The sequence below is a fragment of the Pantoea sp. USMM079 genome, assembly GCF_037153115.1.
In the GTDB taxonomy this organism is placed as follows: domain Bacteria; phylum Pseudomonadota; class Gammaproteobacteria; order Enterobacterales; family Enterobacteriaceae; genus Pantoea; species Pantoea communis.
On record NZ_JBBCKX010000004.1, the window covers coordinates 57,222 to 81,939 of the forward strand.

The following is a 24,718-nucleotide window of genomic DNA, read 5'->3' on the forward strand; positions in this document are numbered from 1 at the left end:
GAAACCGCACTATTGAAAAGCCCAGCGGTTAAAATGTCAATCTTTTGCGTGAGTTGCAGGCAATAAAAAAGGGAGCAAGCTCCCTTTTTCATCTGACTTACGCCAGAGCTGATTTTGCTTTTTCGACCAGTGCCGTGAAGGTCACTTTGTCGAATACAGCGATGTCAGCCAGAATCTTACGGTCGATTTCAATAGAGGCTTTTTTCAGGCCATTGATGAAACGGCTGTAAGAGATACCGTTCTGACGGGCCGCAGCGTTGATACGCGCGATCCACAGCTGACGGAACTGACGCTTACGTTGACGACGGTCACGGTAAGCATACTGACCAGCTTTGATAACAGCCTGGAAAGCAACGCGGTAAACACGTGAACGTGCACCGTAGTAGCCTTTAGCTTGTTTTAAGATTTTCTTGTGACGTGCGCGAGCAATTACACCACGTTTTACGCGAGCCATGTGAGCTCTCCTATATCATATTCTGTGATGCCCTATTCCCTGCAGTTCGCAAAGTGTTCAGGCAGATTTATAAAAAGTTTACTTATGCGTACGGCAGGCAGGCAACAACCAGACCCAGATCGCCTTTAGACACCATGCCTTTCGGACGCAGGTGACGTTTACGCTTGGTAGACTTCTTAGTCAGAATATGACGCAGGTTCGCGTGCTTACGCTTGAAGCCGCCAGAAGCGGTCTTCTTGAAGCGCTTAGCCGCGCCACGGACAGTTTTAATCTTTGGCATTTTTACAAATATCCACTTCGCATTGTTAATAAAATGAATCAGACAGGCGAATAAGATTCCGCACAGCGCGAACGCTGCGAGGAATTATTACTTGAAGGCCTACTGTTTCTTCTTCGGTGCGAGCACCATGATCATCTGGCGGCCTTCGATCTTAGTCGGGAAGGACTCGACAATGGCCAGATCCAGATCTTCACACAGGTCTTTACGGACGCGGTTAAGCACTTCCATACCGATCTGCTGGTGCGCCATTTCACGACCACGGAAACGCAGCGTGATTTTGGCTTTATCGCCCTCTTCCAGAAAGCGAATCAGGTTGCGTAGTTTGACCTGATAGTCGCCATCATCGGTACCAGGACGGAATTTAATTTCCTTAACCTGGATAACTTTCTGCTTCTTCTTCTGTTCCTTAGAAGATTTACTCTTTTCATAAAGGAACTTGCCGTAATCCATAATACGGCAAACCGGCGGTTCGGCGTTCGGGCTGATTTCAACTAAATCTACGCCAGCTTCTTCGGCTTTCTCAATTGCTTCGCGCAATGTCACAATGCCAAGTTGCTCGCCGTCTACGCCAGTTAAGCGCACTTCGGTAGCACGGATTTCGCCGTTGATACGGTTCGGACGCGTCGGTTGTACTCGTTTTCCGCCTTTAATAACCTTATTCCTCTAATTGGTGAAGATGTCGGCTGCGAATCTCTTGTTGCAGCTTCTCAACAAACACATCTACGTCCATGCTCCCGAGGTCTTTACCACGGCGGGTGCGCACGGCAACTTTGCCTGCTTCCACCTCTTTCTCACCGCAAACCAGCATATAAGGGACGCGACGTAATGTGTGCTCGCGGATTTTAAAGCCTATCTTCTCGTTTCTCAAGTCTGCTTTGACACGAATGCCAGCTTTCTGCAATTTCTTTGTCAATTCACTGACATATTCTGCCTGACTGTCGGTAATATTCATCACCACAGCCTGCACGGGGGCCAGCCAGCTCGGGAAGAAGCCCGCGAACTCTTCGGTCAGGATGCCGATAAAGCGCTCCATTGAACCGAGAATCGCACGGTGAATCATTACCGGCGTCTGACGATCGTTGTTTTCGCCCACATAAGTGGCGTCCAAACGTTTTGGCAGGGAGAAGTCTAGCTGAACGGTGCCGCACTGCCATGCGCGGTCGAGGCAATCGTACAGGGTAAACTCAATTTTCGGGCCGTAGAAGGCACCTTCTCCTGGCTGATATTCGAACGGAATTTCGTTCTCCTTCAGCGCTTCTGCTAAATCCACTTCCGCACGGTCCCACATTTCATCGGTACCGATACGTTTCTCCGGACGGGTCGACAGTTTCACCACGATTTTTTCAAAACCGAAGGTGCTGTACATGTCGTAAACCATGCGGATACAGCTGTTTACTTCATCACGAACCTGATCTTCGGTACAGAAGACGTGCGCATCATCCTGGGTAAAACCACGGACGCGCATCAGGCCGTGCAATGCGCCTGATGGCTCATTACGGTGGCAGCTACCAAATTCCGCCATACGCAGCGGCAGGTCACGGTAGGATTTCAGACCCTGATTAAAGATCTGAACGTGGCCAGGGCAGTTCATTGGCTTGATGCAATATTCACGGTTCTCTGAAGAGGTGGTGAACATCGCTTCTTTGTAGTTTTCCCAGTGGCCGGTTTTTTCCCACAGCACACGGTCCATCATAAACGGACCTTTCACTTCCTGGTAATCGTACTCTTTCAGCTTGGTACGGACGAACACTTCCAGTTCACGGAAGATGGTCCAACCGTCGTTGTGCCAGAACACCATACCTGGCGCTTCTTCCTGCATATGGTACAGGTCGAGCTGCTTACCGATTTTACGGTGATCGCGCTTCGCCGCTTCTTCCAAACGCTGCAGATAGGCAGCCAGCTGCTTCTTGTCGCCCCACGCTGTACCGTAAATACGCTGCAGCATTTTGTTGTCGCTGTTGCCGCGCCAGTAAGCACCGGAGATTTTCTGCAGTTTGAAGTGATGGCAGAAACGCATGTTCGGCACGTGCGGACCGCGGCACATGTCGATGTATTCTTCATGATGATACAAACCAGGTTGATCATCGTGGCTGATGTTTTCGTCAAGAATGGTGGTTTTGTAGCTTTCGCCACGCTCAGCAAACACATCACGTGCTTCCTGCCAGCTCACCTTCTTCTTCACCACATCGTAATTAGTCTCAGCCAGCTGGTGCATACGCTTTTCCAGCAGCTCAAGATCTTCCTGCGTCAGGGTGTGATCCAAATCGACGTCATAATAGAAGCCGTTATCGATCACCGGACCAATCGCCATTTTGGTATTCGGCCACAGTTGTTTAATCGCATGCCCTAACAGGTGCGCACAAGAGTGACGAATAATTTCCAGACCGGCTTCATCTTTGGCGGTGATAATTGCCACCTGAGCATCTTCGGTGATCGGATCAACCGCGTCCACCAGCTCGCCATTAACACGACCGGCAATACAGGCTTTCGCCAGGCCCGGTCCAATATCCAGAGCGATGTCCATCACGCTGACCGGACGGTCAAATACGCGCTGGCTGCCATCAGGAAGAGTAATTACTGGCATTTCATATCCTTAATTGCAGTGGTAAGCCACACGAAAGCCTACATGCAACATTGAGTTCTGTTTGAGTAACCCGGCGTAATGTCAGACCCACGTTGTCGGAATGACGCCAGGAATGTAAAGCGCCGGAGATAATAGCAGCTTTCTGCCGCGATCTAAACCCGCGAAAAATGCGCTAAGCCATCGACAGATAAAAAAAAACCGCTGCGCGGCGCTGACCGGCAACGGTTTTTCATCACGGCTCGCTTACATCGCGTAAGAAAGCTGGATGGTGGTTTTGGTGTCGGTACGATCCGGCGCAGACTCTGGCGGATTATTATTCCAGGTCACGTTGTAAGCCAGCTTCAACGCGAAGTGTTCGTTGATGGCCACCTGCAAGCCGGTTTCGGAGTTCAGCGTTGTATCTTCACCGAAGCTGCTCAACACGGAAACACCCTGGATGAATTTGGTCGTGTCAGTCAGTTGCCACTGGTAGCTCACAGCACCGTATCCCAGCGCCTTGGTTTCGTGACCACCTTCATGGAAATCATCGTAACGGACACCGGGACCGAATTCAGCTCGCAGCGAGTGCACAGGACCGTTCAGCAACTGGCGACCATAACCGGCAGTCAGTACATCGCGCGAATCATAACCGTTGAAACGGTCGCTCAACCAGCTCGCCTGACCGAACAGATAGTCCGCGCTGTTCATATTGTAACGGGTACGACCACCGATGTTGTAAGTCTCTGAGGAACGCTCATCGTTGGATGAGTTGTTCGCGGCGTTGCCCCACAAGCTGTAAGCGGTGTTGGTCTGATACCACGTCATGTTGGTTGCCGCGCTCAACGCTGAGCTGGTGGTATTCCCTGTCTGTGCCAAATAACCGGCTGACGCGCTGCCTTCAAACGGTTTTTTTGCCGTTGAAGGGTCATCCATAGAGGTGAAAACGGTGTTATCTGCAAATGCCTGGTGACAAAATGCTCCAGCAGAGAGCAATAAAACAGCGGACAGCTTATTAAAGGCTTTCATTAAATGTGACCCGTACGACAGTTTAAAAAAGAGTGAGTCTGAAGAGTTTTCCCAGCCAATCAATGCAATTTACGGTAAGTTTTGTAAAAAAGTATGAAGGTGCCAGAAATACCAGGTTCCGCGCTGGAACCGCATGGTTAATAGGAGTTTTCCCATTACCGCTGCGCATTATAAGAGGCAATTAGCGAAATAGCAGCCCAATTGATACAAGAATTTTCTGAAGCCTGTTGACGCAGATTTACGCTCCCTTTTCCCACCTGAATTGCGCAGAATTCGCTCTATCCGCAGCGCTGGTCTACGCTGAAATCTGTTCCATTACAATGAGGTGAATGATGAGTGACCACGACCTGAAACGTTACATTGTCACGCTAAGCTACCCTGATGAGAGCTTAGGCGATCTGCAATCCCTTAACAGCGTAATGGTCAGCGGCGGTTACACCACGACCATGCATGATGATGAAGGTCATTCGCATGAGTTGGGAACCAACAGTTTTGGCATTATCAGTGCATTGGAACAACATGAAATCGCAGAACACGCCGCCGGGCTGGCGGATGTTGCCCTGCATCGTAAAGCGGAGGTGAAGATCACCACGCTATCCGAATTTCTACAGGCAAAACCCTGACGCGCCACAAATAATCGCCGCACCACTGGTTTTGCTGAAGTTTTGAGCGCTACAATCAAACTTACGCAGCGAATAAAGAGGATTACCCAATGTGGTCAGCCATTAGTCGTCTGTTAAGCGAACACGCCGGTGAAGCTGAAATCACTGAACGCTATGAACTTCCCGGTGGCGATGTGCATCCCGCCTGGCGCCTCCGTTATGGCGATCTCGACGTCTTCGTCAAATGTAATACGCGCGATATGCTGACCTTGTTCAGTTGGGAAGCTGACCAGCTGGGCTTGCTGGCGCGGACGCAGACGGTCCGGGTGCCGAAAGTGTATGGCGTCGGTAATGACCGCGACAGCAGCTTTTTGCTGCTGGAATATATCCAGCCAGAGGCGCTGAACGAACAGAGCGCCTTTCAGCTTGGCCAGCAGTTGGCTCACCTCCATCAATGGAGCGAGCAACCGCAGTTTGGCCTCGATTACGATAACAACATCACCACCTCCCCCCAGCCCAACAGTTGGCTACGCCGCTGGTCGGTGTTCTTTGCTGAACAGCGTATTGGCTGGCAACTACAGCTGGCCGCTGAGAAAGGGGTGCAATACGGCAATACCGAATTGATCGTCGATTGCGTGCAACGCGCGTTGGCCAATCATCATCCTCAGCCTTCTCTACTACACGGCGATTTATGGCCTGCTAACTGCGCGGATAGCAGCAGTGGGCCATGGCTGTTTGACCCCGCCTGCTATTGGGGCGACAGGGAGTGCGATCTCGCGATGTTGAATTACTACGTCGAATTGCCACGCCAGATTTACGAGGGATATCACTCGGTGTGGCCGCTGGCAGAAGGGTTTTCGCAACGACAGCCCGTGTATCAGCTCTACTATTTACTCAACCGCGCCAACGTGTTTGCCGGTAACTGGACAAACGCCGCACAATTCGCGATTGACCAGTTGTTAAATGAAGATGCATTGGGACAACGTCAGGCCAGGCCGGCCTGACGCCTTACAGCATGCCCAGTAATTTCAGGACAAAATAACCCGCAATAGCAATCACAATTGGCAGGATATAGAGCGGGAAAATTTGCAGCAAAATTGTATGTCGCGGGACATGGATCTTCTCTTCCAGCTGAGCACGTGTACGCCCTTCAGCTCCTTTGGCTTGTTCAAGAATCAACTGATCTTCAATACCTTCCTTGATGTGACGCGACTGACGCCACATGCGCGCGCCTGACGCCTGCAGCGCAATGCCGACGAAAATCAGGATGTAGATGATCCAGAAGCCAATATTGGCACCGCCATGAAACTCCGGTACCGGTGAGTTTTGCCAAAACAGGTTCAAAAACGGCGTATTGAACTTGATCATGTCGACCATGACATGGACAAAATCAAGCATCACTGCATCAATGCCCGGCTGCTTTTCACTGTGTTTAAACATGAAGCCGAGAATTGAGATAATGGTGGATAGCAGCGCCGGAATAAAAATTACCCAGCCAGCCACTCGCTTAAGGATGGCGATGCGGCCAGCCTGTTGGTAAGTCATGGTGTCTCCCTTCACATACAGTAGTTTTGCCCTAAGTCTACCTGCACTGCGGCTTTTTTTCCTGAAAAATGCGTAACCTGCCGTGAGTCGGATTTACCGGCTGCACATGGTAAGGTAGGGCAAATTTCAAACGGAGCTGTTGTATGTCTTATCGTCGCCCGGTGTTGGCCGCTATTTTTGATATGGACGGATTACTGATCGACTCTGAACCCTTGTGGGATCAGGCAGAACTGGATGTGTTTGCGAGTCTGGGTGTGGATATTACCCGCCGCCATGAACTGCCCGATACGCTGGGTTTGCGCATCGATCAAACCGTCCGTATGTGGTTTGAAGCTTTGCCGTGGAACGGCCCGGATCAGGCGGAAGTGACGCAACGTATCATTGCCCGCGCGCTGGCATTGGTTGAGGAGACGCGTCCATTACTGCCCGGCGTTGAACAGGCATTGCAACTTTGCCAGCAGCAGGGATTAAAAATCGCTCTCGCTTCTGCGTCACCGCTGTTTATGCTGGAGCGCGTGCTGGAGATGTTCGACCTGCGCAAATATTTCGACGCCATTGCTTCAGCCGAAAGCCTGCCGTACAGCAAGCCTCATCCACAGGTCTATCTGGATGCGGCGGCGAAGTTGGCGGTGGATCCGCTCAACTGTGTGACGCTGGAAGATTCGTTCAATGGCATGATCGCCACCAAAGCCGCGCGCATGCGTTCGATTGTGGTGCCAGCAGCCGAGTACGCGGATGATGCGCGTTGGGCGCTGGCCAATGTGAAACTGGCGAGTTTGACCGAGTTGAAAGCTGAGCATCTGTTCAATTAATTCTGATACACCTGTGCCGGGCCAGGACTCAGCCCCTCCATTCTCGTTGCCCATCTGTGGGCAACGCTTTCCATTGTTCCTGACACCCACTACGCCAATAACTGCGGGTATTTGATCGCCAACACAGTTAAATAAAACAACGTTTCATTTTTATTGAATTCACATCCCATCCTGCCTAAGATGCCCAAAGACCCACTTCGGGACACTTCCTTCAACTTTGAGAGGTCTGAGATGGACGTTCGTCAAAGCATTCATACTGAGCATGCAAAAAATCTGGACACCGCCGGATTACGTCGCGAATTTTTGATCGAGAAAATTTTTGAGGCAGACCATTACACCCTCACTTACAGCCACATTGATCGCATCATCATTGGTGGTGTCATGCCAATCCAGCAGTCGGTGACAATCGGTGAAGAAGTCGGCAAACAACTGGGCGTGAGCTATTTTCTCGAACGCCGCGAACTGGGCGTGATCAACATTGGCGGACCGGGCTTGATTGACGTCGATGGCAAAACCTGGGAGGTGGGCCATCAGGAGGCGCTGTATGTTGGCCAGGGTGCCAAAAGCGTGGTTTTCCGCAGCAGCAACGCCAACCTTCCAGCGAAGTTTTATTACAACAGCGCACCCGCACATACCCGTTATCCGGATAAAAAGATCACCCTGCAGGATGCAGTCAAAGCCACGTTAGGGGATGCCGCGACCTCAAACCGTCGCACCATTAATAAATTTATCGTGCCGGATGTGTTACCCACCTGCCAGCTCACCATGGGACTCACGCGTCTTGATGACGGCAATCTGTGGAACACCATGCCGTGCCACACCCATGAACGTCGTATGGAAGTGTACTTTTACTTTGATATGGCAGATGACAGCGCCGTTTTCCACATGATGGGCCAGCCGCAGGAAACGCGCCATTTGCTGGTGCACAATGAGCAGGCGGTGATCTCACCAAGCTGGTCAATTCATGCCGGAGTGGGCACACAGCGCTATACCTTTATCTGGGGCATGGTGGGCGAAAATCAGGTATTCGATGACATGGACCACGTCAGCATCAGCGCGCTGCGCTAACAGGAGCGAAAGATGATCCTTAACGCATTTAATCTTGAAGGCAAAATTGCGCTGGTCACCGGCTGTAATACCGGTTTAGGTCAGGGGATGGCCTTAGGGTTGGCGCAAGCCGGCTGTGACATCATTGGCGTTAATCGTGCCGGTCCTGCCGATACACAGTCTAAAGTTGAAGCCCTGGGGCGCCGCTTTTGGCCGATTCAGGCAGATTTGACTCAGCCGAAAGGGGTGCCGCAGATTGTTGAGCAAGCCGTGGCTCAGGCAGGACGTATCGATATTCTGGTGAATAACGCGGGCATCATCCGCCGTGAGGATGCACTCAACTTCAGCGAGCAGGACTGGGACGATGTCATGAACATCAACAGCAAAAGCCTGTTCTTCCTGTCTCAGCAGGTGGCACGTCAGTTTATCGCTCAGGGCAACGGCGGCAAAATTATTAATATCGCCTCAATGCTCTCCTTTCAGGGCGGCATTCGCGTGCCCTCTTACACTGCGTCGAAAAGCGCGGTGATGGGTTTAACGCGGCTGATGGCCAATGAGTGGGCGAAACACGGCATTAACGTTAATGCCATCGCTCCAGGCTATATGGCAACCAATAACACCGAACAACTGCGTAATGATGAGTCGCGCAACGAAGAGATCCTTGGACGCATCCCTGCCGGACGCTGGGGTGTTCCGGATGACATGATGGGTCCGATCGTGTTTCTGGCTTCTGACGCTGCAGATTATGTGCACGGCTACACACTGGCCGTCGATGGTGGATGGTTAGCACGCTAACCTGTTCTTTTCCCGCGTCATTATGACGCGGGAAAGCGAAAAATATTAACGCTTCGTTACAGCGTCACCGTTCTATTTCACTGGATAAATCCCTATACTGGATGCATCGACAGTTTTTGCAGCCAGGTTTCATCATGACGGCCGAAGGCCATATCATTTTTGCCATTGCCAGCGCGATTTTTGCTAAGCGTGCGGAGCTGACGCCAGTCATGGCCAGCGCCGACTGGTGGCATCTCGTGCCTGCTGCACTGCTGACCTGTCTGCTGCCTGATATTGACCATCCTAAATCTGTGTTAGGCCAGCGCCTGAAATGGATCTCACAACCCATTGCGCGCGCCTTTGGTCATCGTGGATTTACCCACAGTTTGCTGGCGGTAGCGATCAGCCTGTGGCTATTCCAGATTAACGTTCCGGCGGACTGGTTCCTGCCTGCTGATGTCTTACAGGGGATGACGCTGGGTTATCTCAGTCACATCGTCGCCGACATGTTGACCCCCGCAGGCGTCCCCTTGCTGTGGCCGTGCCGCTGGCGTTTCCGTTTGCCGCTGCTCAATAGCCAGAAAGGCAATCAACTGGAGCGCGCACTTTGCCTCGCATTGGTTGGATATGCATTGTGGTTTCCTGCAGGTATGCCCTCTTTTGGTGCCAACGGTTGGCCCGAGCAACTGTTTAATACGCTGCAAAATGGTGTCGGTCGGCTAGTTAATGGCCAAAGTGGTCAATAACCAGGCAAATCAATCAATAAAGTTATAAACCATTCCTTTTGAGTATAAGCCTGCACTTTCCTGAACTGGTAACATTCCTGACATTCCCTGACGGGAACTTACTGTTTTCCGTGCCAGCCAAACGTGCTGCGCGGCACACCTCTGGAGTTGAGTATGGATTTTCCCCTCATTATTAATATCATCGCCTTCGTTGCGTTGCTGATTCTGTTGAATCGTATTGGCAACCAAAGCTGGAGCCTGTCGAAACGCGTGCTGACTGGCTTAGTGATTGGCGTGCTGTTCGGTCTGGCGCTGCAAACTATTTATGGCGAAAACAGCCCGGTAGTGAAGGCCTCGATTGGCTGGTTCAACATCGTCGGCAATGGTTATGTCCAGTTGCTGCAGATGATTGTGATGCCGCTGGTCTTTGCCTCGATCCTGAGCGCGGTAGCGCGTCTGCATAACGCCTCTTCACTCGGCAAAATCAGTGTACTGACCATTGGCGTGTTGCTGTTCACTACCGCTATCTCAGCGCTGGTGGGTGTGATGGTGACGGGTCTGTTTGGCCTGAGCGCAGAAGGTCTGGTGCAGGGTGCGCAGGAAACCGCACGTCTGAGCGCGATCCAGAGCAACTATGTAGGCAAGGTTGCCGATCTCAGCACGCCGCAGCTGCTGCTCTCCTTTATCCCGAAAAATCCGTTTGCCGATATGGCGGGTGCTAACCCCACCTCGATCATCAGCGTGGTGATCTTCGCTGCCTTCCTCGGCGTGGCTGCATTGCAGTTGCTGAAGGATGACAAAGTCAAAGGCGAGCGCGTACTGGTGGCAATTGATACCCTGCAGTCCTGGGTGATGAAACTGGTGCGTTTGATCATGAAGCTGACGCCGTACGGTGTGCTGGCGCTGATGACCAAAGTGGTGGCGGGCTCTAACCTGCAGGACATCATCAAGCTGGGTGGTTTTGTGGTGGCCTCTTATCTCGGTCTGGCGATCATGTTTGGCGTGCACGCCCTGCTGCTGTCGGTGAACGGCATCAACCCGATGCGCTTCTTCCGCAAAGTATGGCCGGTGATCACCTTCGCTTTCACCAGCCGTTCCAGTGCGGCCAGCATTCCGCTGAACGTCGAAACGCAGACGCGCCGTCTTGGTGTGCCGGAATCGATTGCCAGCTTCTCGGCTTCCTTCGGTGCCACCATTGGTCAGAACGGTTGCGCCGGTTTGTACCCGACCATGCTGGCGGTGATGGTTGCGCCAACGGTCGGCATCAACCCGTTTGATCCGATGTGGATTGCGACGCTGGTCGGTATCGTTACGCTGAGCTCAGCCGGTGTTGCCGGTGTCGGCGGCGGTGCCACCTTCGCAGCGCTGATTGTGCTGCCTGCGATGGGCTTACCGGTGACCCTGGTTGCGCTGCTGATTTCCATTGAGCCGCTGATCGACATGGGCCGTACCGCATTGAACGTCAATGGTTCGATGACGGCCGGTTCACTCACCAGCCGCTGGCTCGGTTTGACCGATAAAAAAGTGCTGGAAAGCGACGAGCACGCTGAACTGGCGCATCGCTAATTCCGACGCAGCAGAACAACGGCAGGCCTCATCGCCTGCCGTTTTTTTATGGCTGAAACTCCGCAATTCCCCCCGATCGTGGCGCTAGCGTCAGGAAAGCGTTAAGCATGGTAAACAGACGAAAAATCAGCCACTTTTCACTTGAGTTTTGTCGTCAGAAGGCTAATTCTGCTATCAGTCATAGCAGGAGAATCACCGATGAAAAACGTTATCGCCTCGGTGCTGGCGTTAACCTTATTAACGCCCGCCATTAGTTTTGCCCACCCTTACGGATGGGGCCCCGGCCCAGGTCCACATTGGGGTGGTGGCCCACGTTGGGGTGGTCCGGGTCCGCTGCGCTTCTTACCTGAAGCGGCGACAGCGGTGCTGATAGGCGGTCTCACTTATTACATGCTGAATGGCAACTACTACCAGCGTCAGGGTGATACCTACGTGGTGGTTCAGGCGCCTGAAGCGCCGCCAGAAGGCGGGATGCGCGTACTGGATTTCAACGGGAAACGCTATTACGTGCAGGAAGGCCACTACTATCAGCGTGAGATGGGCGGCAATTATGTTGAAGTGCCACGCCCTTACGGACTGTAAGCGTTAAACGAAAAAAGGCCCGTCATTGACGGGCCTTTTTGCATTCGGCAAGAATTACTGAGCAGCTTGCGGATCGGTATCGTAGTCTTTACAGCTCTGGAAACCGTAGTTCATTACGCGGCCCACATCGTTATAACTGACAAAGTAGGTCTGTGCTTTACCATCACGCTCGCCAATCACGTAAGTCTGGCAAGTACCACGGGCGTGTACCATGGTGATTTCAGTTGATGGTGCACCCGCAATCTGGCGAACCTGATCGCGCGTCATTCCTTTTTTCACATCCTTAACCACCGGCTTAGTCACATAGCTTTCCGCTTTGTCATAAGTCGTACAACCTGACAGAGCTACCAGCGTCACAGCGGCAGCGATACATCCCAGCACTTTATTCATCTTTATATTCCTCATTCTTTGTCCATGTCACATTAAGCCTGGAACATAAATCCAGATTAATCAAATCAATGGCAATGTTTTAGGCAATTTCTGAAACGTTAGTTTTTCGTAAAGTTGCTGTGTTGCCGCTTCACGCTTCGTATAATCCCCCGGCAAAAAAATCTCAAGACATCAAGAAAACAGAGGATCAATGACACCTGCACACTCTAATCGGCTGGTTTACGCCATTACGCTGGGCCTGCTCGCGGCACTCGGGCCGCTTTGCATCGACCTGTATCTGCCCGCCTTACCTGAACTGGCGCGCGATCTGCACACCGAAACTGCCACCGCGCAGTTAAGTTTAACCGCAGGTTTACTGGGCCTCGGCGCAGGACAATTGCTGTTTGGGCCGATGAGCGACAAATTTGGCCGTATTCGCCCCCTGATGCTGTCACTGGTGTTGTTATTTATCGCGTCAATTGGCTGTGCGCTGGCAAAAGACATTCACTCTCTGTTGGTAGCGCGTCTGTTTGAAGGTCTGGCGGGCGCAGGCGGTGCGGTATTATCACGCGCTATCGCTCGTGATATGTACAGCGGCCATGAACTGACTCGCTTCTTTGCCCTGCTGATGCTGGTGAATGGCCTTGCGCCAATTGGTGCACCGGTGCTCGGCGGTGTGTTAATGACGGTGCTGAACTGGCGCGGCATTTTTGTCGTGCTCGGTTGTATCGCTGTACTGCTGATCTTCCTTGCGCGCTGGAAACTGCATGAAACGCTGCCCGCCGAACGTCGTAGCCAGGGCTCAATCTTTTCCGCCTGGGCAGCACTCGGCCAGGTGATCACTCATCGTCCCTTCATGGGCTTCTGCCTGACGCAGGGCTTTATGATGTCCGGCATGTTTGCCTACATTGGCGCTTCCCCGTTTGTATTACAGCAAATCTATGGCCTGTCGCCGCAGGCGTTTAGCTTCTGCTTCGCCGCCAATGGCTTCGGCCTGATTATTGCATCTCAAACCAGTGCACGCTTGTGCCCGCTGTGGGGTGAATATCGCGTGCTGAAAGGTGGACTGACGCTGGCGTTCGTGGCGTCAGGTTGCTTGCTATTAGCTGGCCTGACCGGTGCACCATTGCCAATCATTCTGCTGGCACTGTTCTTCACCATCGCCAGTAACGGTGTGATTGCCACCACGGCTTCGTCATTGGCGATGCAAAGTCAGGGACACCGTGCAGGCAGCGCCTCGGCGGTGATTGGCGTTACCATGTTCACCTTAGGTGCCATTAGCGTGCCCGTCACCGGTTTGGGCGGCACCTCAGTATTGAGCATGACGGGCACTATCTTTGGCTGCTTTATGCTGGCAATTTTGATGTTCATCCTGTTGGCGCAAAAACCGAAAAGCGCCTGAAAAGCCTGCAAATAAGTGCGACAACAAGCCATGCGGCTTGTTGTTTGCCAGCGGAGGCGTTAGCTTTAGCAGATGATTCGTATTGTGCCGTCAGGCTACTGACTTGAGGAGAGGTTCATGTCACTGCAGCAGGAAATCATTGAAGCGTTGGGAGTTAAATCCGTTATCGATCCGCAACAGGAAGTCCGCGTCAGCGTCGATTTTCTGAAATCCTACCTGAAAGCCAATCCATTCCTGAAAACCCTGGTGCTCGGCATCAGCGGCGGACAGGACTCCACGCTAACCGGCATTCTGTCACAAACCGCCATTCGCGAGTTGCGTGAAGAGACCGGCGACAAAGATTACACCTTTATCGCTGTGCGCCTGCCGTATGGCGTGCAGGCCGATGAGCAGGATTGTCAGGATGCGCTGGCGTTTATCCAGCCGGATCGCACCTTGGTCGTGAATATCAAGGAAGCGATTCTCGCCAGCGAGCGCGCGTTGAAAGAAGCGGGCATCGTGGTTTCCGATTTCGTGCGCGGCAACGAGAAAGCGCGTGAACGTATGAAGGCACAATACAGCATCGCCGGCATGACCAAAGGCGTGGTGGTAGGCACCGACCATGCGGCCGAAGCCGTGACCGGTTTCTTCACCAAATACGGTGACGGCGGCAGCGATATCAACCCGATTTTCCGCCTGCACAAAGGCCAGGGAAAACAGCTGTTAAAAACCCTCGGCTGCCCGGAACACCTGTATCTGAAGCATCCTACTGCCGATCTGGAAGACGATCGTCCCGGCTTGCAAGACGAAGTCGCGCTTGGCGTCACCTATCAACAGATTGACGCTTATCTGGAAGGCAAAACCATCGATGCCGCCGCCGCGAAGACCATTGAAGGCTGGTATCTGAAAACCGAACACAAACGTCGCCCGCCGATTACCGTGTTCGACGATTTCTGGAAAAAGTAAGCGCTCTACGTTTCCCGCCGTTGGCGCGGGAAACGCCCTCCTCCGGCTGCTGACTGGCGAGAAAAGCATCACGCTGATATACTGGACAGACAACCAGTAATCGGAGTGTGTTTTGGTCAGACGTGCAGCCAGCCACCGCCTCGAATTTGATGCGGCCGCGATTTATCAATATCCCGAACATTTACGCCAATGGCTGGAAGGTTTGCCCAATCAGCCTGGCGTTTACACCTTTCACGGTGACAGCGCTAACCTGCCACTGTACATCGGCAAAAGCGTCAACCTGCGCAGTCGGGTGATGTCGCATTTTCGCACCCCGGACGAAGCCAACATGTTGCGCCAGGCGCGACGCGTCACCTGGATCCCTACCGCGGGCGATCTTGGCGCGCAACTGCTGGAAGCGCAGATGATCAAAACCCAACAGCCGCTGTTTAATAAGCGCCTGCGCAAAAATCGTCAGCTGTGTTCATTGCAGCTTGGCGATGGCCCTCCGCAGGTGGTGTACGCCAAAGATCTCGACTTCTCGTGCTCACCGAATCTCTACGGCTTATTTCGCAGTCGCTTTGCGGCCATGGAAAAACTCAAAACGATCGCCGATGAACAGCGCCTGTGCCATGGATTGTTGGGGTTGGAGCGTTTAACGCCGGGACGCGGCTGTTTTCGCGCCGCACTAAAACGCTGCGCTGGGGCGTGTTGCGGCAACGAATCCATTGAAGCCCATCAGCAACGGTTGCGTGAGGCATTGGAACAGATGCGCGTGGTGTGCTGGCCGTGGCAAGGCCCGATTGGCATGGTGGAAGTGGGCACGGAGATGACGCAGATTCACGTCATCGATCACTGGTTCTGGCTCGGTTCGGTCGCTACCGAAGCAGAGGCTCGCCAACTGCAGCGAGCACGCCAGGGTTTTGATCATGACGGCTATAAAATTTTGTGCCGCCCGCTACTGTCCGGGGTTTTCCCGCTGATTGAACTTTAAAACAAAACCGCCGACGCTGCCCAAAGCATCAGATGCAGTGGACAACGTCGGCGGTCTCAAACCGATTAGCTAAACGGCTTATTCACCATCAGCCGGCGGTGGCGGCATTTTACCGTCATGCGGGCCTTTCTCTGTCAGACGTTTCTCAAAGTTGGCGTTGTACTGTTTTTTCTGCTCAGGCGTCAGCACGTTGTAAATCTTGTTCTGTGTTTCCATCATGCTCACCGCACGATCTTTCGCGTTGGCGGTCATTTTCTCAGCCTGCGCTTCGGCTTTCGCTTTATCGAAAGTATCTGAAGCGATGATGCTGTGGTTGGCACGACGCTCTTCCAGAGATGGACGTTTCATCTCTTTATGGCTGTCACGCATGATGGTTTTGATCTGCGCTTTCTGCGCATCCGTCAAATTCAGGCCTTTGAACATCATCTCCATACCGTGATGATGCATTGGCGGCTTGTGCATCGGTTTTTCGCTACCTGCTGGCGGTGGTGTCAGATTGTCCGCTGCAGCGTGGACGATGTTGGCAGCACCAAGAGCCATTGCAGTAGCCAGGAACAGGGAAGTGAGTTTACGCATAATATTTGTCCTTACTATTCAGTTTCATGACGACAAGGTGTGTCGCGTCTTCGGAAACAAGCATACGACGCCAAACGTCAACTACTCAGAGTCTGAGTAAAGCCCTGAAAGCATAAAAGACAGTAATCAGGCAATCATGGAGAGAAAGAGAAGAAATGCGTGAGGAATTGCAAAAGAGTATGACAATTAAAGGGAAATGCGCAGGAATTAAGGAGGATTGTAACGGTATTGTCGGATTTGCGGAAGGGAAAAATGGGTGAATTTTCTTCACCCACCTTATTTATAACGTCAGCGCCTGCGTTTGCTCGTTTTCTTCCACCAGCATCAAGCCTGCACGCAATCCTGCGGCAACATTCGGATTGGGAAACAGCACATATTCGCGCGCCTGTTGCACGTAATAGCGCGTCTCGCCCTCTTCTGCCAGCAACGTGCCCTGAGGAAACGCGGTAAAGTTCAGGGTCTCTGGCCCCATGTGCAGCACAAACGCGTCGCCATGGCGGGTAATCTGCTGCGCCACACGATAGTGGCGCGGCTGTTCCCGCACCTCTGGCAGTGGCTCACCGTACAACAATGCCGCCAGCGCCAGCTGTACCGCCGCGAACTGGCTAAGATCATTTTCACCAAACGGCAGCGCTTTACCCAGCTCCAGCGTGCAACTGGCCGCATCGTGATGTTCACAGCTGTAATGGGTAAAGGTGCCGCCTGGGGAACGATGAAACACCAGCGCTTCCAGCTCAGCCGCCGCCAGCCAGTGCAGGAAATCCTGCGGCCACGGCTGAGGATTCAGCGGCATCACGCCGAAACGCGCATGGTATGAGCCGCGAATTGCGGTATGCAGATCGAGATGCCAGCGCACTTCATGATCGCGACACTCGCGCCAGAACTGTTCCAGCGCCTGCTCCAGCCGCAGCGTGCGTTGAGCTTCAGGCAAATCGGAGACCTTCTGCCAGCGCCCTCCGAACAAACGGTTAATGTCATATTGCTGATAGCGCTTGCCGCTACGTAGCGCATCGGGATTGCCCAATATCACCAGCAAGCGCACCGCTAACGGTTGTTCTCCGCGTAGCAGTGGCGTCAGCAACAGGTTAAGAATCTCAACCGGGGCCGTTTCGTTGCCGTGCACGCCCGCTGACAGCACCAGCGCCTGATGCGTCGGTGCATGGGGGGTCAGGGATAGAATGCCCTCATCATGCCACTGCCACTGTAAATGGGCATTGCTGCCCTGCCGCTGCTGCGGCGGCTTACCTGACAGGGTTTGTTGTAGAAAATCCTGCATGTACACTCCTTTTCAACTCAGAAGCTTCACTTACCCTCTGAGGTTAACGCTGAAATGCGTAGACACTGCCTAAGTCTAGCAGCTGTGTCAGCTCATCCAGCGCGGTGCGTCCCTCACGCAGTAATTGCGGGTCGGCCAAATCGGCTTGCGTGAGGCGATCGCGGTAGTGGCGATCCACCCAGCTGTTCAAGGTGTTGAACAGGCGATCATTCATCAATACCGCTGGATTCAGGGCCTGACGCTCTGCTTCATTGAGCACCACGCGCAAACGCAGACAGGCTGGCCCACCACCGTTGCACATGCTCTCACGCAGATCGAACACCGTGAGTTCGCGAATCGGCCCGCCGCTCTCCACCAGCCCGGTCAAATAGCGCCATACGCCGGCGTGCTGGCGTGACTCTTCTGGCAGCACCAGTCGCATGCCACCTTCAGGATGCTGCAACAGTTGGCTGTTAAACAGATAGGTATTCACCGCGTCGGCTACTGACACTTTATCGCGCGGCACCACAATCGGCTGGAAACCGGGCACGCGCGCAGCCAGCTGTTGTAATAACGCCGGCTGATCGACAAACGCCTCTTCATGGCAGAACAGCACCTGCTGGTTGCTGACGGCGATGACATCGTTGTGGAATACGCCCTGATCGATCACCAGCGGGTTTTGCTGAGCAAACAGCGTGCGATCCTCGTCGAGCTGATGCAGGCGCGCCACTGCGGCACTGGCTTCCCGCGTCTGACGTGCCGGATAACGTGCCGGTGCAGCACCCTGCTGTTGACCATCACGACCATAAACAAACAGCTGAACACCCGCATCGCCGTAGTCCGCACCAAAGCGGTTATGGTTGGCGGCACCTTCATCCCCAAACAGCGCCACCTGTGGCAAAGCATCATGCACGCTGAAATGTTGTGGATCGCGGAAAATGGCGCGCAGCAAGTCGGCGGTTTCCGGCGCTTCGATGGCACGGTGGAATTTATTGTTGAGGTTAGCCACGGTGAAGTGCACGCGGCCATCGGCGCTATCAGCCGAAGGCGATACAGTGGCGGCATTGGCCACCCACATTGCCGAGGCAGAACTGGCAGCAGACAACAGCTGCGGCGCCTGCTGAGCCGCTTTCGCCAGTACCTGTTCGTCCGAGCCAGCAAAACCGAGCTGGCGCAGTAGCGGGATATTCGGCCGCTCATGCGGAGGGATCACCCCTTGCACGTAGCCCATGTCCGCCAGCGCCTTCATTTTCAGCAGGCCCTGCTTTGCGGCCAGGCGCGGGTTTGAAGGCTGCAGCTGATTGCGCGTCGACGCTTCATTTCCAAAGGAGAGCCCGGCGTAATGGTGCGTCAGGCCGACCAGACCATCAAAATTGGCTTCAAACGCTTTCATTATTCAGTTCCTTCCGCGGAGAAATCGAGTCCCGGCGATAAGCTGCCCGGCAAGGCTAGGCTTGGGCTCTCTAAAGATGCCATCGGCCACGCGCAGTAATCCGCAGCATACCAGGCACTGGCGCGATGGTTACCGGACGCACCCACACCGCCAAACGGCGCTGAACTGGCGGCACCGGTTAATGGTTTGTTCCAGTTAACAATGCCGGCTCGCGCTTCCAGCAGCAGCTGGTCAAACTGCGCACGCTGCGGAGAAATCAAGCCACAGGACAAACCGTAACGCGTCTGGTTAGCGATACGAATCGCCTGATCGTACTCGTCGTAACGGATCACCTGCAGCAGCGGACCAAACACCTCTTCGTCAGGCAGTTTCGCCACGTCGGTCATCTCAATGATGCCTGGAGTGATAATGGCGCTGTCGCGGTCGGGCCAGTGCATCGCTAGCAACACCTTACCGCCCAGATCGATACGCTGCTGCCAGGCTGCGTATATATGTCCGGCGGCGGCAGGTGAAATCACGCTGCCCATAAAGGGTTGCGGTTCAGCATTCCATGCGCCGGGCTGCAGACGCGCGGTCACTTCCACCAAACGCTGCAGGAAGGCATCGCCTGCCGATCCACGCTTCACCAGCAGACGACGTGCACAGGTGCAGCGCTGTCCAGCAGTAATAAAGGCAGACTGAATCGCAATGTGTACTGCACCATCAAGGTCTGAAGGATCTTCAACGATCAGCGCATTGTTACCGCCCATCTCCAGCGCCAGCATTTTCTCAGGTTGCCCGGCAAACTGACGATGCAGGTGATAGCCGGTTGCGGCGCTGCCGGTAAACAGCAGGCCATCAATTTGTGGCTCATGCGCCAGCGCCTGGCCGGTCTCACGCGCACCCTGTAACAGCGCTATCACGCCAGCTGGCAGTCCCGCCTGCTCCCACAGCTCAATGGTTTTTTCCGCTGTCATCGGCGTGAGTTCACTTGGCTTAAATACCACGCAGTTACCCGCCAGCAGAGCAGGAACGATATGACCGTTCGGCAGATGGCCAGGGAAATTGTAAGGACCAAACACCGCGAGCACACCATGCGGACGATGGCGCAGCGAACTTTCGCCGTCGGCCTGCTCTCCGGTACGCGTGTGGTAGGCTTTCACCGAGATGGCAATTTTATTGATCATCGCCTGTACTTCGGTCAGGGTTTCCCAGCGCGGCTTACCGGTTTCTTTAGCAATGGTCTCTGCCAGCGCAGTTTTGTGGCTTTCGAGTAATGTGGCGAAGGCTTCCACTACCGCCTGACGTTCCGCAAACGGCTTGCGTGCCCACGCGGGAAAGGCCGCTCGCGCCGCTTCACAAGCCGCCGCCACCTGCGCACCGGTCGCTGCCCGACCCTGCCATAATGTTTCACCGTTCACCGGGTTTTGTTTGGTTAACGCTTCCGCGCCGCCTGTCAGCCATTGACCATTAATGAAGTGCGTCATGCTTTTTTCTCCTCGCGGCACAGCGTGACCACACGCAATGTATCGCCATAATCGCAGCGCAACGCCGTGCGCTGATGTTCATTGATGCGGACCTTTCCGCTCGCCATATCGACAGGCAGCAGCGCCACGCGGAAATGCTGGTAATCACCGTTGGCGACCAGACACAGCGGCCAGCTTTCATCCGCTTCCCCGGCTTCGGCCTGAAGCAGATGGCTTTTACGAATGGCGCGAATGCGATCAATCTCGCACTCCAGCGTTGGGCCGCCGTCAAAGATGTCGACGTAATTGAGATAACGAAACCCTTCGGCTTCCAGCACGGCGCGCGCGGGGGCCGTTTTCGGATGCACTTCACCAATCACCTTCTGCGCCGCTTCGCTGAGATAGTGGATATACAGCGGATGCTTTGGCATCAGCTCGGCAATAAAGGCTTTCTGCCCGGTGCCGCTGAGGAAATCGGCCTCACGAAACTCCATGGAGAAGAAACGGCTACCGACGCTGTCCCAGAACGGGGAATGACCGGTGTCATCGCTGACTCCGCGCATCTCCGCCACCACATGCTTCATAAAGCGGTCGCGGAAATTTGCCATAAACAGGAAACGGGATTTCGACAGCAGATGGCCATTTTTGCCATCACGATAATCGGGATCGAGGAACAAGGTGCACAGCTCACTGCTGCCGGTGTGATCGTTACTTAACGACAGTGTTGGCAAGCTGGCATAAACGTTTAACTCTTTCGAAGCGTGCACCTGGGTGCCCACACGGAAGTTGTACCACGGGTCTTGCAGACCTACGGCCACCTCAATGGCACAGATGCCGACAGCACGGTTGTCTTCGCTGTCGGCCAGCACAAATACATAGCCTTGTTCAGCACGCGATAACGCGCCCTGCCAGGTGAGCAGAGAACGCTCGATTCGCGCTTTCAGTGTATCGCTATCGGCGGGCAGCGAAGTTAAGCCGCCCCCGGTTTTGCCCGCCAGCGACAGCAACTGTGCAAGGTCGTCACGTTCGACGGGGCGAATCACCATCATGATGCAGCTCCTGTGAGCACACGAGCGCAGGCACGTTCAAAGCGCGCCAGTCCCTCTTTCACTTCCGCTTCGCTGATATTCAGCGCTGGCGCGAAACGCACCACGTTAGCACCGGCAATCAGCACCATGACACCTTCTTCAGCCGCCGCCAGGTTGAACTGCTTCGCTTTCCCGGCAAAATCTTCATTCAGCACGGCTCCAATCAACAGCCCAAGACCGCGAACTTCTTTAAAAATCGGCAGGCGCTGATTCATCTCCTGCAAAGCATCGACAAACCACTGATGGCGCTGCGCCACGCCCGCCATAAAATCGGGTTGGTTTATCAACTCCATCACTTTACCGGCGACGGCACCCGCCAGCGGGTTACCGCCGTAGGTGGTGCCATGGGTACCCACGCCCATCACCAGCGCCAGATCTTCGCGTGTCAGCATCGCGCCAATTGGGAAGCCGCCACCGAGCGCTTTGGCAGTGGTCAGGACGTCCGGCGTCACGCCATAGTGCATGTAAGCATACAGCGAGCCGGTACGACCCACGCCGCTCTGTACTTCATCGAATATCAGGGTCGCCTGATGTTTGTCGCACAGTTCACGCAGGCCGCGCAGGAAAGCAGGATCGGCAGGCAAGACACCGCCTTCGCCCTGAATCGGTTCAACAATCACGGCACAGGTCTGGTCATTGATCAGTGCTGCCGCAGAGGCGAGGTCGTTGAAGTTGGCGTGCTGAATCGCCGGAGGCAGCGGTGCAAAATCACGTGAGTAAGCCGGTTGTCCACCCGCTGAAACAGTAAACAGCGTGCGTCCGTGGAAAGCATTATTGAAGGCTACAATGCCATTTTTCTCTGCGCCAAAACGATCGTGCGCCACTTTACGGGCCAGCTTCAGTGCAGCCTCATTGGCTTCCGCCCCGGAGTTACAGAAGAACACGCGATCGGCGAAGGTGGCGTCAATCAGCTGTTTAGCCAGACGTAAAATAGGTTCGTTAGTATAGCCATTGCCGGTGTGCCACAGCTTACTCGCCTGCTCGGTCAGTGCCTGTTGCAAAGCCGGGTGTGCATGTCCCAAAGCATTCACCGCGATGCCGCCTGCAAAGTCGATGTAATCCTTACCTTGCTGATCCCAAAGGGTTGAGCCTTCAGCACGCACCGGTACGAAAGCCGCGGGGGCGTATACCGGCATCATCCATTGATCAAAATCGTGACGTGAAACCTGCAGTGACATAGCCATTTCTCCTGCTCCACCTGAGTGAAGCTATTGTTTTAAAATTGTTAAAATCTGTTGTGTCGCAGCACTACTGTAGAGTGCAGTAAGCGTGCCAGCTAGCGGAAAAAATGCATAAACGAGTTTTGGTAACGCAATATCAATGAGTTACACCAGGTCACTATTCACATAAAATGCATAAAAAGTGAATATCAGTCTGATGGAGATGGGAGAGCAGCAATTTATTTAGCAGATTTATGCATTCACAAAATGAAATAGCGCTTTTGTGATCGCACAGGGAATATTTCGCCAAAATGTTGCGGCTGTCGCCCTGTTTTAGGGCAATTTGTGCATTTATGGTGCGCGAATGTGCAGGAAGTGTGCAGCCAGATGGGTAAGTAAAAGCAGCGCTGATTCGCCTCTAATTAACAATCTTGTTGCATATTTGGCTGTATTTTGAACAGCCACTTAATTAAACAAAAGTTAAACGACATTTAGTGACTAAGGTTATTATCAGAACAGAAATAAAAGGATACAAAGAGATTAACCAGATAATTACCACGCTAATGATTAGGTGGTTTTCTATATTTGTTATTGAACAATAACGCATAGGCTTGTGCTATTTAACCCTTAAAGAAATGCGGTGATTTACTTTTCTTTAATTTTACTAAAAACCATTAAAAACAATACTATATGTATTTATACTGGTCAAATGCATGACGGAATTGAGATAAGTTTATCCAATGTAAAATCCCAAATAATGGAAGTTAAGATTAAAAATCACACAAAAAGCCAATCAGAAATATTTAGTTACATATATTGCACTGTTGATCTTGAACCTTTTGTGTCATTTTCTTTTCACCCCGATGACGGGGATACAATTAAAAAATATCACAGGGTAAATTATAAATGATGAAGCGCTCCTTACTGGCAGCAGTGATGCCTTTACTGCTGGGACTTTCTTCGGCTCAGGCCGCCGAAATCTATAACAAAGATGGCAACAAGCTGGACCTGACCGGCAAAATCAACGTTTCGCATCTGTTCTCGGATAACGACAGCGCAAACGGTGAAGTTTCTTCTTATACCCGTCTGGGCTTTAAAGGCGAAACCAAAATTAATGACCAACTGACCGGCTATGGTCAGTGGCAATACCAGTACAGTCTGAGCAACTCTGAAGGCAGCGATGCCAACTCAGGCAACAAAACCCGTCTGGGCTTTGCAGGCCTGAAAGTGGCTCAGTTTGGTTCAATCGACTACGGCCGTAACTACGGTCTGGTGTATGACGTACTGGGTTACACCGATATGCTGCCGTACTTTGGTGGTGATTCCGGTTACACCGATGCCTTCCTATCAGGCCGTTCTACCGGTGTGCTGACCTGGCGTAACAAAGATTTCTTCGGTCTGGTGAAAGGCTGGAACTTTGCCGCGCAGTACGAAGGCAAAAACGAGCGCTCTGATAGCGCGACTGCCAGCAACCTGGCGGTACGTCGTTCGAATGGCGACGGCTTTGCGCTGTCAACCTCTTATGACTTCGATTTCGGCCTGAGCCTTGTCGGTGCTTACGCTAATCTGGATCGTGTCACTGCACAGAACACCGCGACCTACGGCCGTGGCGATAAAGCGCAGAGCTGGGCAGCCGGTCTGAAATATGATGCTAACCAGATTTACCTGGCGACCATCTATGGCGAAACGCAGAATGCAACGCCGATCGGTAACAACGGTTTCGCTAACAAAGCGGTTAACTTTGAAGCCGTTGCACAGTATCAGTTCCTGAACGGCCTGCGTCCTTCACTGGGCTATGTGTCTTCTCGCGCGAAAGATGTTGAGAACAACGTGGGCGATACCGATCTGTTCAAATACGTTGCCGTTGGCGTGACTTACTACTTCAACAAGAACATGTCTGCTTATGCAGAATATAAAATCAACCTGTTGAAAGATAATAACGCGTTGAACATCAACACTGACGACGTAACTGCTGTTGGTCTGGTGTATCAGTTCTAAGAGAGTATCCCTCATTGCATACCGGCTAGTGTCGGCTGGGTATGAGCCAGGGGCAGCGTAAGCTGCCCTTTTTTATTGTCGTTATACAGGTACTCAATCGTGATTGAGGACGCGATAACTGACTGTTTCCGTTATTAC

25 protein-coding genes are annotated in these 24,718 nt (G+C 53.2%); 12 read left to right on the forward strand and 13 right to left on the reverse strand.

Annotated elements, in window-relative coordinates; all coding sequences use genetic code 11:
• Window positions 1-97 precede the first annotated feature (97 nt).
• The 5 genes from rplT to WFP70_RS08455 all read right to left on the reverse strand — a co-directional run bounded on the left by rplT (window position 98) and on the right by WFP70_RS08455 (window position 4,323).
• On the reverse strand, window positions 98-454 hold the full coding sequence (gene rplT, locus WFP70_RS08435) for a 50S ribosomal protein L20 (protein WP_007892678.1): 357 nt from the start codon (window positions 452-454) through the stop codon (window positions 98-100).
• 82 nt (window positions 455-536) lie between these two features.
• The gene (gene rpmI, locus WFP70_RS08440) at window positions 537-734 is read right to left on the reverse strand and encodes a 50S ribosomal protein L35 (protein ID WP_006118955.1); all 198 of its coding nucleotides are present in this window, start codon (window positions 732-734) and stop codon (window positions 537-539) included.
• Between the two features lie 99 nt (window positions 735-833).
• Window positions 834-1,385: a translation initiation factor IF-3 gene (infC, locus tag WFP70_RS08445; RefSeq protein WP_034821726.1), complete on the reverse strand. Its 552-nt coding sequence runs from the start codon at window positions 1,383-1,385 to the stop codon at window positions 834-836.
• Window positions 1,386-1,389: 4 nt separating this feature from the next.
• The gene (gene thrS / locus WFP70_RS08450; protein WP_038647340.1) at window positions 1,390-3,318 is read right to left on the reverse strand and encodes a threonine--tRNA ligase; all 1,929 of its coding nucleotides are present in this window, start codon (window positions 3,316-3,318) and stop codon (window positions 1,390-1,392) included.
• A gap of 243 nt (window positions 3,319-3,561) precedes the next feature.
• Window positions 3,562-4,323: a DUF481 domain-containing protein gene (locus WFP70_RS08455; RefSeq protein ID WP_337023265.1), complete on the reverse strand. Its 762-nt coding sequence runs from the start codon at window positions 4,321-4,323 to the stop codon at window positions 3,562-3,564.
• A 329-nt stretch (window positions 4,324-4,652) separates the two neighbouring features.
• Between WFP70_RS08455 and ghoS the strand changes: the two genes are divergently transcribed.
• Both ghoS and WFP70_RS08465 read left to right on the forward strand, forming a co-directional pair.
• On the forward strand, window positions 4,653-4,946 hold the full coding sequence (gene ghoS / locus WFP70_RS08460; protein ID WP_337023264.1) for a type V toxin-antitoxin system endoribonuclease antitoxin GhoS: 294 nt from the start codon (window positions 4,653-4,655) through the stop codon (window positions 4,944-4,946).
• Between the two features lie 89 nt (window positions 4,947-5,035).
• Window positions 5,036-5,929: a fructosamine kinase family protein gene (locus tag WFP70_RS08465; RefSeq protein WP_097119259.1), complete on the forward strand. Its 894-nt coding sequence runs from the start codon at window positions 5,036-5,038 to the stop codon at window positions 5,927-5,929.
• A 4-nt stretch (window positions 5,930-5,933) separates the two neighbouring features.
• On the opposite strand, the gene WFP70_RS08470 is transcribed toward WFP70_RS08465, so the two are convergent.
• Window positions 5,934-6,470 (reverse strand): YniB family protein, encoded by a 537-nt coding sequence (locus WFP70_RS08470; protein ID WP_182057724.1) that lies wholly within the window; start codon window positions 6,468-6,470, stop codon window positions 5,934-5,936.
• A 143-nt stretch (window positions 6,471-6,613) separates the two neighbouring features.
• Here WFP70_RS08470 and hxpB point away from each other — a divergent pair, with 143 nt between their 5' ends.
• From hxpB to WFP70_RS08500, 6 genes are all read left to right on the forward strand, one after another.
• Window positions 6,614-7,282: a hexitol phosphatase HxpB gene (gene hxpB, locus WFP70_RS08475; protein WP_182057723.1), complete on the forward strand. Its 669-nt coding sequence runs from the start codon at window positions 6,614-6,616 to the stop codon at window positions 7,280-7,282.
• Window positions 7,283-7,513: 231 nt separating this feature from the next.
• A complete protein-coding gene (gene kduI, locus WFP70_RS08480) occupies window positions 7,514-8,350 on the forward strand; it encodes a 5-dehydro-4-deoxy-D-glucuronate isomerase (RefSeq protein WP_034821747.1) in 837 nt (278 codons plus the stop codon).
• Window positions 8,351-8,362: 12 nt separating this feature from the next.
• Window positions 8,363-9,124, forward strand: a complete 762-nt coding sequence (gene kduD, locus WFP70_RS08485; protein ID WP_337023263.1) for a 2-dehydro-3-deoxy-D-gluconate 5-dehydrogenase KduD — start codon at window positions 8,363-8,365, stop codon at window positions 9,122-9,124.
• Between the two features lie 134 nt (window positions 9,125-9,258).
• A complete protein-coding gene (locus WFP70_RS08490; protein WP_058959772.1) occupies window positions 9,259-9,849 on the forward strand; it encodes a metal-dependent hydrolase in 591 nt (196 codons plus the stop codon).
• A 153-nt stretch (window positions 9,850-10,002) separates the two neighbouring features.
• Complete coding sequence (locus tag WFP70_RS08495) at window positions 10,003-11,394, forward strand: L-cystine transporter (RefSeq protein ID WP_160868168.1); 1,392 nt, start codon at window positions 10,003-10,005, stop codon at window positions 11,392-11,394.
• A gap of 198 nt (window positions 11,395-11,592) precedes the next feature.
• Window positions 11,593-11,976, forward strand: a complete 384-nt coding sequence (locus tag WFP70_RS08500) for a DUF6515 family protein (RefSeq protein WP_034821757.1) — start codon at window positions 11,593-11,595, stop codon at window positions 11,974-11,976.
• 54 nt (window positions 11,977-12,030) lie between these two features.
• On the opposite strand, the gene osmE is transcribed toward WFP70_RS08500, so the two are convergent.
• The gene (gene osmE / locus WFP70_RS08505) at window positions 12,031-12,366 is read right to left on the reverse strand and encodes an osmotically-inducible lipoprotein OsmE (protein WP_034821760.1); all 336 of its coding nucleotides are present in this window, start codon (window positions 12,364-12,366) and stop codon (window positions 12,031-12,033) included.
• Between the two features lie 190 nt (window positions 12,367-12,556).
• Between osmE and WFP70_RS08510 the strand changes: the two genes are divergently transcribed.
• From WFP70_RS08510 to cho, 3 genes are all read left to right on the forward strand, one after another.
• Window positions 12,557-13,747 carry a multidrug effflux MFS transporter gene (locus WFP70_RS08510; RefSeq protein WP_337023262.1) on the forward strand — a complete coding sequence of 397 codons (1,191 nt, stop codon included), beginning with the start codon at window positions 12,557-12,559 and terminating at the stop codon, window positions 13,745-13,747.
• Window positions 13,748-13,864: 117 nt separating this feature from the next.
• Window positions 13,865-14,692 (forward strand): ammonia-dependent NAD(+) synthetase, encoded by an 828-nt coding sequence (gene nadE, locus WFP70_RS08515; RefSeq protein ID WP_337023261.1) that lies wholly within the window; start codon window positions 13,865-13,867, stop codon window positions 14,690-14,692.
• Between the two features lie 112 nt (window positions 14,693-14,804).
• The gene (gene cho / locus WFP70_RS08520) at window positions 14,805-15,665 is read left to right on the forward strand and encodes an excinuclease Cho (protein ID WP_337023260.1); all 861 of its coding nucleotides are present in this window, start codon (window positions 14,805-14,807) and stop codon (window positions 15,663-15,665) included.
• Between the two features lie 78 nt (window positions 15,666-15,743).
• On the opposite strand, the gene spy is transcribed toward cho, so the two are convergent.
• The 6 genes from spy to WFP70_RS08550 all read right to left on the reverse strand — a co-directional run bounded on the left by spy (window position 15,744) and on the right by WFP70_RS08550 (window position 22,600).
• Window positions 15,744-16,241, reverse strand: a complete 498-nt coding sequence (gene spy, locus WFP70_RS08525; RefSeq protein ID WP_034821771.1) for an ATP-independent periplasmic protein-refolding chaperone Spy — start codon at window positions 16,239-16,241, stop codon at window positions 15,744-15,746.
• A gap of 280 nt (window positions 16,242-16,521) precedes the next feature.
• Window positions 16,522-17,517: a succinylglutamate desuccinylase gene (gene astE / locus WFP70_RS08530; RefSeq protein WP_166931670.1), complete on the reverse strand. Its 996-nt coding sequence runs from the start codon at window positions 17,515-17,517 to the stop codon at window positions 16,522-16,524.
• Window positions 17,518-17,560: 43 nt separating this feature from the next.
• Window positions 17,561-18,889, reverse strand: a complete 1,329-nt coding sequence (gene astB, locus WFP70_RS08535; protein WP_337023259.1) for an N-succinylarginine dihydrolase — start codon at window positions 18,887-18,889, stop codon at window positions 17,561-17,563.
• Window positions 18,889-20,355 (reverse strand): succinylglutamate-semialdehyde dehydrogenase, encoded by a 1,467-nt coding sequence (gene astD, locus WFP70_RS08540; protein WP_337023258.1) that lies wholly within the window; start codon window positions 20,353-20,355, stop codon window positions 18,889-18,891. Before astD ends, astB begins: the two co-directional genes overlap by 1 nt.
• A complete protein-coding gene (gene astA, locus WFP70_RS08545; RefSeq protein WP_337023257.1) occupies window positions 20,352-21,383 on the reverse strand; it encodes an arginine N-succinyltransferase in 1,032 nt (343 codons plus the stop codon). The genes astD and astA overlap by 4 nt, the downstream gene beginning before the upstream one ends.
• Window positions 21,380-22,600 carry an aspartate aminotransferase family protein gene (locus WFP70_RS08550; protein ID WP_182057647.1) on the reverse strand — a complete coding sequence of 407 codons (1,221 nt, stop codon included), beginning with the start codon at window positions 22,598-22,600 and terminating at the stop codon, window positions 21,380-21,382. Before WFP70_RS08550 ends, astA begins: the two co-directional genes overlap by 4 nt.
• 888 nt (window positions 22,601-23,488) lie before the next feature.
• Here WFP70_RS08550 and WFP70_RS08555 point away from each other — a divergent pair.
• The gene (locus WFP70_RS08555; RefSeq protein WP_058959721.1) at window positions 23,489-24,580 is read left to right on the forward strand and encodes a porin; all 1,092 of its coding nucleotides are present in this window, start codon (window positions 23,489-23,491) and stop codon (window positions 24,578-24,580) included.
• Window positions 24,581-24,718 lie beyond the last annotated feature (138 nt).

What these genes read in the sequence shown, in the direction of transcription:
- rplT (WP_007892678.1), bottom strand. Translation starts at nt 454, where the DNA reads ATGGCTCGCGTAAAACGTGGTGTAATTGCTCGCGCACGTCACAAGAAA.
- rpmI (WP_006118955.1), bottom strand. Translation starts at nt 734, where the DNA reads ATGCCAAAGATTAAAACTGTCCGTGGCGCGGCTAAGCGCTTCAAGAAG.
- thrS (WP_038647340.1), bottom strand. Translation starts at nt 3,318, where the DNA reads ATGCCAGTAATTACTCTTCCTGATGGCAGCCAGCGCGTATTTGACCGT.
- WFP70_RS08455 (WP_337023265.1), bottom strand. Translation starts at nt 4,323, where the DNA reads ATGAAAGCCTTTAATAAGCTGTCCGCTGTTTTATTGCTCTCTGCTGGA.
- ghoS (WP_337023264.1), top strand. Translation starts at nt 4,653, where the DNA reads ATGATGAGTGACCACGACCTGAAACGTTACATTGTCACGCTAAGCTAC.
- WFP70_RS08465 (WP_097119259.1), top strand. Translation starts at nt 5,036, where the DNA reads ATGTGGTCAGCCATTAGTCGTCTGTTAAGCGAACACGCCGGTGAAGCT.
- WFP70_RS08470 (WP_182057724.1), bottom strand. Translation starts at nt 6,470, where the DNA reads ATGACTTACCAACAGGCTGGCCGCATCGCCATCCTTAAGCGAGTGGCT.
- hxpB (WP_182057723.1), top strand. Translation starts at nt 6,614, where the DNA reads ATGTCTTATCGTCGCCCGGTGTTGGCCGCTATTTTTGATATGGACGGA.
- kduI (WP_034821747.1), top strand. Translation starts at nt 7,514, where the DNA reads ATGGACGTTCGTCAAAGCATTCATACTGAGCATGCAAAAAATCTGGAC.
- kduD (WP_337023263.1), top strand. Translation starts at nt 8,363, where the DNA reads ATGATCCTTAACGCATTTAATCTTGAAGGCAAAATTGCGCTGGTCACC.
- WFP70_RS08490 (WP_058959772.1), top strand. Translation starts at nt 9,259, where the DNA reads ATGACGGCCGAAGGCCATATCATTTTTGCCATTGCCAGCGCGATTTTT.
- WFP70_RS08495 (WP_160868168.1), top strand. Translation starts at nt 10,003, where the DNA reads ATGGATTTTCCCCTCATTATTAATATCATCGCCTTCGTTGCGTTGCTG.
- WFP70_RS08500 (WP_034821757.1), top strand. Translation starts at nt 11,593, where the DNA reads ATGAAAAACGTTATCGCCTCGGTGCTGGCGTTAACCTTATTAACGCCC.
- osmE (WP_034821760.1), bottom strand. Translation starts at nt 12,366, where the DNA reads ATGAATAAAGTGCTGGGATGTATCGCTGCCGCTGTGACGCTGGTAGCT.
- WFP70_RS08510 (WP_337023262.1), top strand. Translation starts at nt 12,557, where the DNA reads ATGACACCTGCACACTCTAATCGGCTGGTTTACGCCATTACGCTGGGC.
- nadE (WP_337023261.1), top strand. Translation starts at nt 13,865, where the DNA reads ATGTCACTGCAGCAGGAAATCATTGAAGCGTTGGGAGTTAAATCCGTT.
- spy (WP_034821771.1), bottom strand. Translation starts at nt 16,241, where the DNA reads ATGCGTAAACTCACTTCCCTGTTCCTGGCTACTGCAATGGCTCTTGGT.
- astE (WP_166931670.1), bottom strand. Translation starts at nt 17,517, where the DNA reads ATGCAGGATTTTCTACAACAAACCCTGTCAGGTAAGCCGCCGCAGCAG.
- astB (WP_337023259.1), bottom strand. Translation starts at nt 18,889, where the DNA reads ATGAAAGCGTTTGAAGCCAATTTTGATGGTCTGGTCGGCCTGACGCAC.
- astD (WP_337023258.1), bottom strand. Translation starts at nt 20,355, where the DNA reads ATGACGCACTTCATTAATGGTCAATGGCTGACAGGCGGCGCGGAAGCG.
- astA (WP_337023257.1), bottom strand. Translation starts at nt 21,383, where the DNA reads ATGATGGTGATTCGCCCCGTCGAACGTGACGACCTTGCACAGTTGCTG.
- WFP70_RS08550 (WP_182057647.1), bottom strand. Translation starts at nt 22,600, where the DNA reads ATGTCACTGCAGGTTTCACGTCACGATTTTGATCAATGGATGATGCCG.
- WFP70_RS08555 (WP_058959721.1), top strand. Translation starts at nt 23,489, where the DNA reads ATGATGAAGCGCTCCTTACTGGCAGCAGTGATGCCTTTACTGCTGGGA.